The organism is Rhizomicrobium sp., assembly GCA_037200985.1.
GTDB lineage: Bacteria > Pseudomonadota > Alphaproteobacteria > Micropepsales > Micropepsaceae > Rhizomicrobium.
In genome coordinates this window covers 4,203,215-4,217,101 of sequence record JBBCGJ010000001.1, presented here as the reverse complement: position 1 = coordinate 4,217,101, position 13,887 = coordinate 4,203,215, and the positions used below count along the sequence as shown (strand labels likewise).

Annotated in this window: 10 protein-coding genes; 5 read left to right on the top strand and 5 right to left on the bottom strand. The window is 65.4% G+C overall.

Annotation, left to right across the window (positions count from 1 at the left end; all coding sequences use genetic code 11):
* Window positions 1–28: 28 nt before the first annotated feature.
* From WDN01_20855 to WDN01_20845, 3 genes are all read left to right on the top strand, one after another.
* Entirely contained in the window at window positions 29–880 is an 852-nt protein-coding gene (locus tag WDN01_20855; GenBank protein ID MEJ0028481.1) for an SDR family oxidoreductase, read from the top strand.
* A gap of 103 nt (window positions 881–983) precedes the next feature.
* Window positions 984–1,286, top strand: coding sequence for a BrnT family toxin (locus tag WDN01_20850; protein ID MEJ0028480.1), 303 nt, complete (start codon window positions 984–986; stop codon window positions 1,284–1,286).
* A 31-nt stretch (window positions 1,287–1,317) separates the two neighbouring features.
* Window positions 1,318–1,563 carry a BrnA antitoxin family protein gene (locus WDN01_20845; protein ID MEJ0028479.1) on the top strand — a complete coding sequence of 82 codons (246 nt, stop codon included), beginning with the start codon at window positions 1,318–1,320 and terminating at the stop codon, window positions 1,561–1,563.
* On the opposite strand, the gene typA is transcribed toward WDN01_20845, so the two are convergent.
* Window positions 1,560–3,386 carry a translational GTPase TypA gene (typA, locus tag WDN01_20840; GenBank protein MEJ0028478.1) on the bottom strand — a complete coding sequence of 609 codons (1,827 nt, stop codon included), beginning with the start codon at window positions 3,384–3,386 and terminating at the stop codon, window positions 1,560–1,562. The genes WDN01_20845 and typA overlap by 4 nt on opposite strands.
* Window positions 3,387–3,687: 301 nt before the next feature.
* Between typA and WDN01_20835 the strand changes: the two genes are divergently transcribed.
* Together WDN01_20835 and WDN01_20830 are read left to right on the top strand one after the other, a co-directional pair.
* Complete coding sequence (locus WDN01_20835; protein MEJ0028477.1) at window positions 3,688–4,893, top strand: efflux RND transporter periplasmic adaptor subunit; 1,206 nt, start codon at window positions 3,688–3,690, stop codon at window positions 4,891–4,893.
* Between the two features lie 7 nt (window positions 4,894–4,900).
* Window positions 4,901–8,056 carry an efflux RND transporter permease subunit gene (locus WDN01_20830; protein ID MEJ0028476.1) on the top strand — a complete coding sequence of 1,052 codons (3,156 nt, stop codon included), beginning with the start codon at window positions 4,901–4,903 and terminating at the stop codon, window positions 8,054–8,056.
* Between the two features lie 3 nt (window positions 8,057–8,059).
* Here the strand turns inward: WDN01_20830 and WDN01_20825 are convergent, their stop codons facing one another.
* The 4 genes from WDN01_20825 to WDN01_20810 all read right to left on the bottom strand — a co-directional run bounded on the left by WDN01_20825 (window position 8,060) and on the right by WDN01_20810 (window position 13,881).
* Window positions 8,060–9,001, bottom strand: coding sequence for an aldo/keto reductase (locus WDN01_20825; GenBank protein MEJ0028475.1), 942 nt, complete (start codon window positions 8,999–9,001; stop codon window positions 8,060–8,062).
* 155 nt (window positions 9,002–9,156) lie between these two features.
* Window positions 9,157–12,399 (bottom strand): TonB-dependent receptor, encoded by a 3,243-nt coding sequence (locus WDN01_20820; GenBank protein MEJ0028474.1) that lies wholly within the window; start codon window positions 12,397–12,399, stop codon window positions 9,157–9,159.
* Window positions 12,400–12,753: 354 nt separating this feature from the next.
* Window positions 12,754–13,068: a DUF4389 domain-containing protein gene (locus WDN01_20815; protein ID MEJ0028473.1), complete on the bottom strand. Its 315-nt coding sequence runs from the start codon at window positions 13,066–13,068 to the stop codon at window positions 12,754–12,756.
* Between the two features lie 81 nt (window positions 13,069–13,149).
* Entirely contained in the window at window positions 13,150–13,881 is a 732-nt protein-coding gene (locus WDN01_20810; protein ID MEJ0028472.1) for a rhomboid family intramembrane serine protease, read from the bottom strand.
* Between the last annotated feature and the right edge of the window lie 6 nt (window positions 13,882–13,887).

The window sequence follows — 13,887 nt, the reverse complement described above, 5'->3', positions numbered from 1 at the left end:
TGCATGTCAGGCAAAAGAGGGCACCGCCATGAAAAGCATCGTCGTTACCGGGTCATCCACCGGCATCGGATGGGGCATCGCAAAGGTGCTGATCGCCAAGGGCTTCCGCGTGTTCGGCAGCGTGCGCAAGGAGGCCGACGGCGCGCGGCTGAAGGCCGAGTTCGGGGCGAATTTCGTGCCCGTCATTTTCGACGTCACCGACGAGGCGGCGGTGGCCAGGGGCGCCGAGCAGGTCGCCGCCGCGCTGGGCGGCGAGACCCTGGCGGGACTCGTGAACAATGCGGGCATCGCGGTGGCGGGCCCCCTGCTCTATCTCAAGCTCGACGAGTTCAAGCACCAGATCGCGGTCAACCTGACGGGGCAGCTGACCGTGACCCAGGCCTTCGCGCCGCTGCTGGGCGCCGACCGCAGCTACAAGGGCGCGCCGGGGCGGATCGTGATGATCTCATCCGTCGGCGGCAAGAACGCCAACCCGTTCATGGGGCCCTATAGCGCATCGAAATTCGGCCTCGAAGGCCTGAGCGAGGCGCTGCGCCGCGAGCTGATGATCTTCGGCATCGACGTGATCGTGGTGGCGCCGGGCGCGGTGGCGACGCCGATCTGGGACAAGGCCGACCAGATCGATCCGGGCATCTACGCCAACACGCCCTATCTGGCGTCGCTGACGGCGGTGAAGGACTACATGCTCAAGCTGGGCAAGCAGGGCCTGCCGCCGGAGCAGCTGGGCGAAGCGGTGTGGATCGCGCTGACCACGCCCAAGCCGAAAGTGCGCTATACGGTGACGCCCGAGCCTGTCCAGAATTTCCTGGTGAACGTGCTGCCCAAGCGCCTGCTCGACAATCTGGTGGCGGGACGGCTGGGGCTGAAGCGGGCGTCTTGAGAAGTGTACGTACAGAGTGTATGTACAGATGCCGGGTTGGCGCCTGTCCGCTGGCTGAAAGGAAAGAAGAAAACAATTTAGCCTCGGACAGGAGCAATCTGGCATGAGCAAGAAGCGCCGTTTTGAGTGGCATCGACCGAAAGCGGAAGCAAACATCAAGAAGCATAAGGTCAGCTTCGATCTTGGCGAGCTGGCATTTGACGACCCTTTTGCGCAGACCGAGTTGGAAGGCCACGAACATGGAGAAGAGCGCTGGAGAACTGTCGGAGCCGTTGGCAGTACGATCCTCATCGTCATCCACACGTCGCGGGAAGAAGACGACGTTGAAATCATCCGGATCATCTCGGTTCGCAAAGCGGAACCGAGGGAACGCCGGAAGTTCGAAGACAAAAAAGCTAAGCGCTAAGCTTCAGGCCGAGTTGGATGCGCTGGAAAAGATGCCGGACTCGGAAATCGATTTTAGTGATATCCCAAAATTGACTGATGAACAGTCGCGGCCGGGGCCTACTTATGTAGGTCTTTTCTATCGACCCGGCAAAAAGAGCGTCACTATCCGCCTCGATGAGGACATGGTGAAATGGTTCAAGGGCCAGGGCAAGGGCTGGCAGACCAGGATGAACTGGGTACTGCGCCTCTATTACGCCAGCCACCGCAAGACCGGCGTGAAGGTCGGGCGGCCCTAGACCGGCTCCGTCCGCGAGGCGCGTTTGCGGTCGTGGGGGGAGAGCTGCTTCTTGCGGATGCGGATCGACTGCGGCGTCACCTCGACCAGCTCGTCGTCCTCGATATAGGCGATCGCCTGCTCCAGCGTCATCGGCACGATGGGGGTCAGGCGCACCGCCTCGTCCTTCGAGGTCGTGCGGATGTTGGTGAGCTGCTTGGCCTTCAGCGGGTTCACTTCCAGATCGTTGTCCTTGGCGTTCTGGCCGATGATCATGCCCTGATAGACCTTGGTGCCCGGCACCACGAAGAGCTTGCCGCGCTCCTCCAGGTACCAGAGCGCATAGGCCACCGCCTCGCCGTCGCCGGTCGAGATCAGGACGCCGTTGATGCGGCCCTGCACCGGGCCCTTGTGCGGCGCGTATTCCTTGAACATGCGGTTCATCACGCCGGTGCCGCGCGTGTCGGTGAGGAACTCGCCGTGATAGCCGATCAGGCCGCGCGACGGCGCGTTGAAGACGATGCGGGTCTTGCCGGCGCCGGTCGGGCGCATGTCCTGCATCTCGCCCTTGCGCTGGGAAATCTTGTCGATCACCACGCCGGTATAGGGATCGTCGACGTCGACGGTGACTTCCTCGATCGGCTCGAGGCGCTCGCCCTTCTCGCCCTGCTGGAACAGGACGCGCGGCCGGCTGATGGAAACCTCGAAGCCCTCGCGGCGCATGGTTTCGATCAGGACGCCGAGCTGGAGCTCGCCGCGGCCGGCGACTTCGAAGGAACCTTCGCCGGTCTCCTTGACCTTGATCGCGACATTGCCCTCGGCCTCGCGCAGGAGGCGGTCGCGGATGACGCGGGACTGCACCTTGTCGCCTTCGCGGCCGGCCAGCGGGGAATCGTTGACCGAGACCGTCATCGCCAAAGTCGGCGGATCGATCGGCTGGGCCTGGATGGGTTCCTCGACCGAGATGTCGCAAAGCGTATCGGCGACGGTGGCGTTTTGCAGGCCGGCGATGGCGATCAGATCGCCCGCCTCGGCCCGTTCCACCGGCACGCGGGCGAGGCCGCGGAAGGCCAGGAGCTTTGTGGCGCGGGCGCGCTCGACCACGCCGCCCTCGCGGTTCAGCGCCTTGATCTGGCGGTTGACGGTGATGGCGCCCGATTCGATGCGGCCGGTGAGGATGCGGCCGAGGAAATTGTCGGCCTCCAGCGTCGTCACCAGCATCTTGAACGGGTGATCGTCGCCGGCCAGCGCCAGCGGCTTGGGCAGCGGCACGTCTTCGACGATGCGCTTGAACAGGGGATCGAGATTGCGCCGCTCGTCGGTGAGCTCGTTCACCGCCCAGCCATTGCGGCCCGAGGCGTAGAGATAGTGGAAGTTGAGCTGGTCGTCATTGGCTTCCAGCGCGAGGAACAGGTCGAAGATCGATTCCAGCGTCTCCTTGGGCTGGGCGTCGGAGCGGTCGATCTTGTTGATCACCACGATGGGTTTCAGGCCCAGTTTCAGGGCCTTGGAGAGCACGAATTTGGTCTGCGGCATGACGGATTCGGCGGCGTCCACCAGGAGCACCACGCCGTCGACCATGGAGAGGATGCGCTCCACCTCGCCGCCGAAATCGGCGTGGCCGGGGGTGTCGACGATGTTGATCCGCGTGGTGTGCCACTCCACCGAGGTGCATTTGGCCAGGATGGTGATGCCGCGCTCGCGCTCCAGGTCGTTGGAGTCCATGGCGCGTTCGTCCATGTGCTGGTTTTCGCGCACCGAGCCGGATTGCTTGAGGAGCTGGTCGACGAGCGTGGTCTTGCCATGGTCGACATGGGCGATGATGGCGATGTTGCGGATGTCCATGGGGCGCTCGTTCGAGAAGGGCGGGCTTATATAGGTGCCCCTTCGCCGGAGCAACCGAGCTTGCGGCCGGCAAAGGCCCTCACGCCGGTTTGAGCGGTTAATTTTACGAAAAAAGACAATTGCGTGACGGACTTAAGGGTCTATTCGGCCCGGACGACAGTTTACGACATTGCCAGTCTGGAAATTGGCCAAGGCCGTGCTAGGACAGCGCGGGGAATGTGACCCGGCAACCTTTTGCCGGGGAGGTGGGTAATTGGCCCAAGCCCATGTCACGATTTGAGGCCGACGGACCGACGGACGAATGAACATCCGCATTCCCAGTTCCTTTGAATCGATGCCCGACGCCACGCAGGGGATCCCGGACAGGGTCCGGCGGACCTATGCGCAGACCGGTTCCCGCCTGAAGCTGATCCTCGGCCTTCTGGGCCTGGCCTTGCTGATCGCCCTGGCCGTCGTGCTGGTGTCCGTGCTGGGCGGCGGCAAGACCCGCACGCCGCCGCCGCCGGCGGTCGTCGTGCAGCACGCCGCCCGCCAGGACCTGACGGTGGTCGAGCACACGATCGGAACCGTCGTGTCGCCGGCCATGGTGCAACTGACCTCCCGCGTGCAGGGCGAACTCCAAAAGGCGTTCTTCGTCGAGGGCCAGCTCGTCCATCGCGGCGACCTGCTCTTCCAGATCGATCCGCGCCCCTTCCAGGCGGCGCTGGACAACGCCCTGGCGACGCTGGGCACCGCGCAGGCCAAGGCGGCGCGCTATGGACGGCTGATGGACCAGAAGGCGGTCGCGCCGCAGGATGCCGACGACGCCAAGGCCGCCTATCTGGTGGCCAAGGCCAATGTCGACGCGGCGCGGCTGAACCTGGAATACACCCGGATCCGCTCGCCGATCGACGGCAAGACTGGCCCGATCATGATCCAGCCGGGCAACCAGATCACGCCCAGCGGCAGCGGCATGACCCAGGTCGGCGTGACGAGCCCTTCGGCCTCGACGCTGGTCGTGATCACGCAGATCCAGCCGATCAAGATCTCCTTCGCCCTGCCGCAGGCCGACCTGCCGCGGATCCAGAAGCGCATGGCCCAGCAGGGCATGGCGGTGACGCTGACCGAACAGGGCGGCGGCGCGCCGCTGACCGCGACGGTCGACTTCGTCGGCAACCAGGTGAACGACCAGACCGGCACGATCGAATTGCGCGCCACCTTCGGCAACGAGAACGGCACGCTGGTGCCGGGCCAGCTCGTCGATGTCGGCGTCGTGCTGGACACGATCAAGGGCGCCATCACGGTGCCGCACGACGCGATCAACCTCGGACCGGCCACCAGCTTCGTCTATGTCGTGAAGGCCGGCGTCGCGCAGATGGTGACCGTGAAGGTGGTGAGCGACAACGGCACGACCGCGGCGATCGAGGGCGCCGTCAAGCCCGGCGACACCGTCATCAGCGACGGGCAATTGAAGGTCGTTCCCGGCAAGCCCGTGACGATCGCGCGGGCCGCGCCGCAGAAGAAGTAGCCCGGCCATGAACATCTCGGCGCAGTTCATCGAAAAGCCGGTGATGACGACGCTGCTCATGGCGGCGCTCGTGATCTTCGGCCTGTTCGGCTATTCGAGCCTGCCGGTCAGCGAATTGCCGAACGTCGATTTCCCGACCATCACGGTGTCGGCGAGCCTGCCCGGCGCCGATCCGGACACGATGGCGTCCGCCGTCGCCACGCCGCTGGAGAACCAGTTCTCCACCATCGCCGGCATCTCCTCGATGACCTCGTCGAGCGCGGCGGGCTCGACCTCGATCACGCTGCAATTCGACCTCGACCGCAACATCGACGCGGCGGCGCAGGACGTGCAGTCGGCGATCTCCGCCGCCAGCCGGCAGCTTCCGACCAACATGCCGACGCCGCCGACGCTGCGGAAGGTCAATCCGTCGGACCAGCCGGTGATCTTCATCGCGCTGCATTCGCCGGCCCTGCCGATGTCGGAGGTCGACAAATACGCCGAGACGCTTTTGGCGCGGCAGGTCTCGACCCTGAACGGCGTGGCCCAGGTCAACGTCTACGGCTCGCAGAAATACGCGGTGCGGGTGCAGATCGATCCGGCGCAGCTCGCGGCGCGCGGCATCGGCATCGACGCGGTGGCCGGCGCGCTCGCCAACGCCAACGTCAACCAGGCGACGGGCCAGCTCAACGGGCCCACCCAGTCGACGCTGATCCACGCCAACGGCCAGTTGATGACCGGCGCCGCCTTCAACAACCAGGTGATCGCCTATCAGAACGGCGCGCCGGTCAGGGTCAAGGACGTCGGGCGCGCCATCGACAGCGTGCAGAACAACCTGGTCGCGAGCTGGTTCAACGGCCAGCGCGCCGTGGTGCTCGCGGTGCAGCGCCAGCCCGGCTCCAACACCATCGAGGTGGTGGACGAGATCAAGGCGATCCTGCCGACCTTCTCCAAGCAGCTTCCGGCGTCGCTCACGCTCGACATCATCTACGACCGCAGCCAGCTCATCCGCAGCTCCGTCGCCGACGTGCAGAGCACGCTCCTGATCGCCGCGGTGCTGGTCGTGCTGGTGATCTTCATCTTCCTGCGCAACCTGTCGGCGACGGTGATCCCGTCGCTGGCGCTGCCCATCGCGGTGATCGGCACCTTCGCCGGCATGTCGCTGTTCGGCTACAACCTCGACAACCTGTCGCTGATGGCGCTGACGCTGTCGGTGGGATTCGTCGTCGACGACGCCATCGTGATGCTCGAGAACATCGTGCGCCACATCGAGGAGGGCGAGAAGCCGCTCGACGCCGCGATCAAGGGCTCCAAGGAAATCGGCTTCACCATCCTGTCGATGACGGTGTCGCTGGCGGCGGTGTTCATCCCGCTCGTCTTCATGGGCGGGATCGTCGGGCGCCTGCTGCACGAATTCGCGGTGACCATCGTGCTCGCCATCGTGGTGTCGGGCATCGTGTCGGTGACGCTGACGCCGATGCTGGCCAGCCGCTTCCTCAAACCCGCCAAGGCGCACAAGCCCGGCGGCTTTTACGAGCGCAGCGAGCGGTTCTTCAACCGCGTCCAGGGCGGCTATGAAAGCAGCCTGGGCTGGAGCATGGCGCATCGCGGCTTCATCCTGATCCTGTTCTTCGTGAGCCTGTTCGCGACCGTGGGCCTGTTCTACGCGGTGCCGCTGGATTTCATCCCGACCGAGGACCAGGGGATGATCCGGGCGCAGACCGAGGGCTCCGACCGCACCTCCTTCGCGGCGATGTCGATCTACCAGCAGAAGGTCGCGGCGATCGCGGCGAAGCAGAAGGGCGTGAAGTCCGTGATGTCGTTCGTGGGCGGCGGCGGATCGCGCAGCGGCACCAACACCGGCACGGTCCTTTTGACGCTGAGCCCGGGCGACCGGCCGCCGGCGGACGAGATCATCCGCGAGCTCAGGCCCAAGCTCGCCGCCGTGCCCGGCATCAACACCTATATGCAGAACCCGCCGGCGATCCAGATCGGCGGCCGCCAGTCCAAATCGCTCTACCAGTACACGCTGCAGGGGCTGGACCAGGACGCGCTGCAGCAGGCGTCGCTGAAGCTGATGAACGCGCTGGCCGCGACGCCGGGCTTCCAGGACGTGACCACCGATCTCGACCTTTCGGCGCCGTCGGTGAACGTCACGATCGACCGCGACAAGGCGGCGTCGCTGGGCATCACGCCGGCCAAGATCGAGACCGCGCTGGGCGCCGCCTTCGGCACCGAACAGGTCTCGACGATCTACGGCTCGGCCGACCAGTATTTCGTGATCATGGAGCTGATGCCGCAATACCAGTACGCGCTGGCCGATCTGCGGCGGCTCTATCTCACCGGACCGGACGGCACGACGCTGGTGCCACTGAGCTCGGTGGTCAAGCTGACGCCCGGCACGATGCCGCTGACCGTCAACCATCAGGGCCAGCTTCCGGCGGTGACGATCTCGTTCAACCTGGGCAAGGGCTACTCGCTGGGCGACGCGCTGACCGACATCGAGCGCGTGCAGAAGAAGCTGGACATTCCCGACACGATCACCGGCTCGGCCCAGGGCACGGCGCAGGCCTTCCAGAGCTCGCTGAGCAATATGGGCCTTCTGCTCGCGATCGCGCTCATCACCGTCTACATCATCTTAGGGATTCTCTATGAGAGCTTCATCCACCCGCTGACCATCCTGTCGGGCCTGCCCTCGGCGGCGGTGGGCGCGCTGATCACGCTGTGGCTGTTCCACCAGATCTTCCTTCTGGGCTGGACGGGATCGGACACGCCGCTCAGCATCTACGCCTTCGTCGGCATGATCATGCTGATCGGCATCGTGAAGAAGAACGCCATCATGATGATCGACTTCGCGCTGCACCGGCAAAGGACCGAGCATGTCGCGCCGGAAAAGGCGATCGTGGAAGCCGCCATCGTGCGTTTCCGCCCGATCATGATGACGACCATGGCGGCGCTGATGGGCACTTTGCCGGTGGCGATCGGCTTCGGCGCCGGATCGGAAGCGCGCCGCCCGCTCGGCCTCGCGGTGGTCGGCGGGCTGCTCGTCTCGCAGCTCCTGACGCTTTACATCACGCCGGTGATCTACACCTATCTCGACCGGTTGGGCGAGCGCGCCGGCCATTTCCGCTGGCGCGACCTGTTCGGCGGCGGCGACCGCCGCAGCGCGCAGCCGGCGGAATAGCCGTCAGCCCTTCGCCGAAATCCGGTTCACCGCCGCGACCTCGTCCGCGGTCAGTTTCCAGGACGCGGCCTTGACGTTCTGCTCGACCTGTTCGGGACGCGTGGCGCCGGCGATCACGCTGGGGAGCCAGGGATGGGCGAGCAGCCAGGCGAAGGCGAGGTCCAGGATGGTGCGGCCGCGCGCCTCGGCGAAGGCGGCGAGGTCGCCGACGATGCGCCAGTTCTCCTCCGTCATGTAGCGGTCGCCGAAACGGCCCATGCGGGCGTAGCGCGTGTCGGCGGGGATTTCGGCGTCCTTCCTGTATTTGCCGCTGAGCAGGCCGCTGGCGAGCGGGAAATAGGGCAGGAGGCCCATGCCTTCCTTCGTCAGCGTGGGCACCAGGGCGCGCTCCACGTCGCGCACCAACAGGCTGTACTCGTCCTGGGCGGTGACGAAGGCGGCAAGGCCGTTCTTCGCCGAGGTCCCGTGCGCCAGGCCAAGCTGGTCGGCCGGCATGTTGGAGGAGCCGATGGCGCGCACCTTGCCCGCCTTCACCAGATCGTCCAGCACCCGCAGCGTCTCCTCGATGGGGGTGTTCGGATCGGGGCGGTGCTGCTGATAGAGGTCGATCCAATCGGTCTTCAGGCGCTTGAGGCTGGCCTCGCAGGCGGCGCGGATATAGGCGGCGGAGGAGCCGGACTTGGCGCCTTCGTCGTCCATCGGCATGCCGAACTTGGTCGCGAGCACGATGTCCTTGCGCCGGGACCCGAGGATCTCGCCCAATTGTTCTTCCGAGCCGCCGCGATTGCCGTAGACGTCGGCGGTGTCGAGCAGGGTGATCCCGAGGTCCAGGGCGCGGTCGACGACGCGGCGCGAGGCGTCGAGCGGCAGCACGCCGAAATTGTTGCAGCCCAGGCCGACGGTCGAGACGGCGATGCCGGACTGTCCGAGCTTGCGGGTTTCCATGGAAATTCGGTCTCCGGCGTTTCAGGCCGCGGACGCTACCGCAGCGGACCGGCCGACGGAATGGCCGCCGCCCGCCAGCGACAAACCCGACGGATGGCGCAAAGAAAAAGGGGCGCCGGATGCCGGCGCCCCTTGTCCCTTCCCGGGCCGGTTTCTTACCAGCTTGCGCCGACCGAGACGCCCACGACACGCGGGTCCTCGGCGAAGACGTTGGTGAACAGGGCCGATGTCGGGTCCGTCAGATAGACGCCGGTCGGGTTGTGCTTGTCGAAGATGTTGGTCGCGAAGACGCGCGCGTACCAGGCGCTGTCGGGCGCGTTCAACTGGATCTGGGCGTTCATCGTGTCCCAGGCGTTGATGTAGTCCGAGTTCGGATCGTTCATCACGCGCGACTGCATGCTGGACTGCCAGTAGTAGTCGAGGCGCGGAACGAGCGTGTAGTCGTCGAGGTGGAAGGTGTACTGACCGCCGATGCCGACCTGACCGTTCGGGACGTCCGGCAAGCGGTTGCCCTTGACGTTGCGCGGGATGCCCGTGCCGTCGAATATCTGGGCGTGCGTGACGGGATCGAACACCGGCTGGCCCGCGCCGTTGATGGCCGGGGCCAGCGAGTAGCCCGCCGCCTGCAACGCCGGCTGGATCGCCGCCGAGCAGATGCCGTAATTGACCAGCGGAACGCCGAAGGGCGCGTCGATGGCGGCGTTGCCGCCATTGGGCAGGTAGAAATTGTCGACATGCGCGCCGATCGTGTTGGCCGGCAGCAGGCTCGAATCGCCGGGCGTATGACCCATGGTGGCCGGCGAGGTCGGGACGACGACGCACAGCGAACCGTTGGTCATGTCCTTGACCAGGATGGAGTTCGGCGTGTTGTTCGTCGGGTTGCGCTGGTCGGTGACGAAGGCGTTGCCGGCGGCCGAACGCGTCAGGCTGAGCGAGAGGTTGAAGGCGAGGTCTTCCTCGGGCTGCCACACGAGTTCGCCTTCCATGCCGTAGAGATGGGCCGGAATGTTGAAGGTGAGGGCGGCGCGGTTGGAGATGATGCCGACCTGGTAGTTCTCGTAGTTGTAGTACCAGACATCGAGATTGGCCTGCAGCGTACCGTCGAGCAGGGTGTTCTTGGTGCCGAGTTCGATGGCATCGACCGTGGCCGGCTGGTAGGTCGTGGGAACCACGAGAGCCGCGGTGCCCTGGGCCTTGTTGACGCCGCCGGCGAGCTCGCCGCGCGACAGGTTCAAATAGACCTGGGTCTGGTCGGTCCATGAGGTATGCGGCGACCACTGGATGGTCGCGCGGCCGGTCCATTTGTCGGTGGTGTTGTTCTGCTTGCCGGTGATGCTCGTCGGCAGGCGGAACGTGCCGGGAAAGCCGACGCAGGCGCCGAGCGCCAGGCCGCTATTGGGGCAGCTCGGCGTTCCGACCGGCACGAAGGCGGGCAGGAGCGGCGAGATCTGGGCCGGGCCGTTGGCCAGGAGGAGGCCGCCGACCGCCGGGGTGGTGACGATGGCGCTGGACCGGTCGTCATTGTAGCGCGCGCCGGCGATGACCTTGAGCTCGTCGGTGAAGTCGTAGGTCGCTTCGAGGAAGGCCGAGCGCGACTGCACCGCGCCGCGGCGATACTCGCCGTCATAGTCGGTCGAGGCCAGCATCAGCGGCAGATTGCCGGCGCTGCCGCCGGCGAAGGCGCCGACGACCATCGATTCCCAGTCGAGGCCGTTCGAGGCGACCCAATACTGGTTGCGGCTGTCGAACGACATGAAGAACACGCCGGCCGTGAAGTTCAGCGGTCCTTCGAACGCGGTCTGCAGGCGAAGCTCGCCGGTCCACTCGCGCGACGAGAAGGAGTCCTCGTCATAGGCCGAGAAATAGGGCGAGCGGGTCAGGATGCCGTGCGCCTGGTCGATGCTGCCGGCATAGGAGCCGAACTTGCCGTTGTAGAAGGTGTTCGAGATCGGCAGCGCACCGGGCACCGAGAAATAGGGGTCGTAGGCGCCCGTCTGGTTGGTGCCGCTGACGGCGCCGGCATGGGGCACCGGAACGTTGTCGCCGAACAGGACCTTGAAGCCGGTGACGGCCGGGCCGATCAGGCTGCTGATGTTCTCGGGCGTCGCGTCGTTGTAGTTCTGCTGCGAGAACTGATAGCCGGACGAATAGCCGGCATCGACCGTCGCCTTCAGCCAGTTCGTGATGGTCTGCGACCAGTTGAGCTGGAAATCGTTGCCCGAGCCCTTGAATTTCGGGTTGAAGGCGGTGTTGGAGGTCAGGATGTCGGGCGTGACCGTGCCGCCGGCGCCGGAGCCGATGCCGTTCACGACCTGCGGGTTCATCGTGAAGGTGCCCGGCGGGAACGGGGGCGAGGGCAGCGGCGCGGCCGACGAATAGGGATTGGGGAACAGGGCGGTGCCGAGGAATGCGCGGCCGACCACCGGACCGGCCGGATCGCCCGGGCCGCCATTGCCCGCGAGCTGGAACAGACCCAGCGTGTTGCCGAGCGCCTGCGCCGTCGCGAAGGGCACGCCGAACGTGCCGTTCAACAGCGCCGTGATGCCCTGCTTGGAACCGAGCGTGGCGCCGAGGGTCGAAAGCACATTGATCGGCTCGAAGCCGAGGCGATCGGGCAGACAGCCGATCACGCCCGACGGATCGCGATGGCAAAGCTGCTTGTCGCCGCGGACGCGGTTGTCGTTCTCGTAACCGACCTCGCCGACCAGGTCGATCGTCGTATCGTCGCTCGGCTCCCAGCGGATCGAGACGCGGCCCGACGCGGTGCCCTGGCCGTTGATCCGCTTGTCGACCGGGCCGCCGGGATAGATCTGCGGGCCGGTATAGTTGTTCTTCTCATAGCCGTCATGGAAGACGCCGAGGCCGGCGATGCGCACGCCGAGCTCGTTGTCGATCAACGGCACGTTGACCATGAACTCCGGCTTCATCGTGTTGTAGGTGCCGTAGTCGAACGAGGCACGTGCCTGAAACTCGGTCAGGTTCGGCTTGGAGGTGATGATGTTCACCGCGCCGCCGGTCGCCGCACGGCCGTAGGAGGTCGACTGCGGGCCGCGCGCGACTTCGACGCGATCCACGTCGAAATACTGGCCGTTCACCAGCGCGGGCGCCTCTTGATAGACGTCGTTGATGTTCTGCGCGATGGCGGCGCCGAGGCCGAACTGGGTGGTGATGCCGCGAATCTGGAACTGCGCACCGCCGAAGTTGGACTTCGTGAAGGTCACGCTCGGCACATGGAACTGAAGATCGCGGAAGCTGTTGACCTGCTTCGACTTCAGATCGGCGCTGGTGAGCGCGGTGACGGCGATCGGAACGGTCTGGATGTCTTCCGCCTTACGCTCGGCGGTGACGACCACGGTTTCGATCTGCGCGAAAGCCGGCGCCGTAATGGCGGTCGACATCAACAAGGCACTGATAAGGGTGGCGGACCGCACGGTCGCGACCGAACGCATTGCAGGCATGTTATGAGCTCCCCGTTGTGGCGACGCATGACTCGTCGCCTTGTTGCCCATTGCGCCCCACTCGCTCTCCAAGTGGACCCAGACCGACGCAAATTGGCATTGGAACGATATGAGCAAGCTCAAGCGGCGAGCAAGAACATTATCGACAAGGCAAGAATACGCGCACGAAATCACACGTGCTTCGTGCTCATAATGTCACAGGATTTAGGCGTCGCAGCGAATGATCGGCGCGTTCGCATAAGCACATATTCACTCATTCATCGATGAGTTAAATGCTGCGATGCGAAATGAATTTCAAACGTGCTTCGGAAACGGACCGATCGGAAAGGGCTGCTCATCGCGGACGAAGGTGATGAAGGCGAGCAGCTCCCACTCATATTGAATGAGCGTCGCGCAGAAGGATTTGATCTCGTCGTGGACGCGGCCGTTGATCGCGATCATCACGAACTGAATGACGGCGAGGAGGAAGATGACGTGCAGCACGAACCACGCGATCAGCCCATAGCCGAACGCGTAGAGCAACCGCACGACGGGAAACGGCGGGTGCGGCGGCGCCAGCGGCGCCGACCCGGGCGACGGATTGCCAGTGCTGTTCGGTGCATCGGACATGGCGGCCTCCTGAAGGCCCGCCTTGCCTGACCAGCGCGGTCGAACCTCTCCTTGCTTTATCTATGGCGGCGCGCGCCAGCTTCAAGCACCGCGGGCGCGAAGACGCCGCATCGGTCCGAAATAAAGATCGAACGGGCCGGCCAGCAGCAGCCCGGCCAGATAGCCGCCGAGATGATCCTGCCAGGCGATCGCCTGGAGGGTTCCGGTGGGGGTTATTCCGGCGATCCCGGTGACGAGATTGACCACGAGCCACACCGCGCTGAACACCAGGACCTGGCTCGACCGGAGCGGCATCAGCGGCAGGGTGGCGCCCAGCAGCCAGGGCTCGCGCACCCTGAGCATGCGGATGCTCGCCCCCATCAGCCCCGAGATGGCGCCCGAGGCGCCGATGTCGCCGACATTCCGGCCCCATTCCAGCCCGACGAAGGCGGCGGCGCCCGCGAGGCCGCAGAGCAGGAAGAAGACGTAGAACAGCGCCGTGCCGTAGCGCCGCGCGACCACCGGCCCGAACACCAGGAGCCACAGGCAATTGAAGGCGAGATGGGTGTAGTTCGCATGCAGGAAGACGTGGCCGAGAGGCGGGACGACGAGTTCCAGCAGGCTCGGCATGCCGGCGCCGAGCGCCTTCAGCGCCGCCGCCGAATAGATCACCGGATCGAGCGCGAACAGGTTCAGCACGGCATCCGAGGCGGCGGCCGGCACGAGCACGCGCGCCACATGCGCGACGACGAGCACGCCGATCAGCACCACGACGGAGGCCGGCACGCGGAGGAAAGGCTCGCGCGTGGGCCTGGTTTCCTGGAAGAACGCCATACTGCC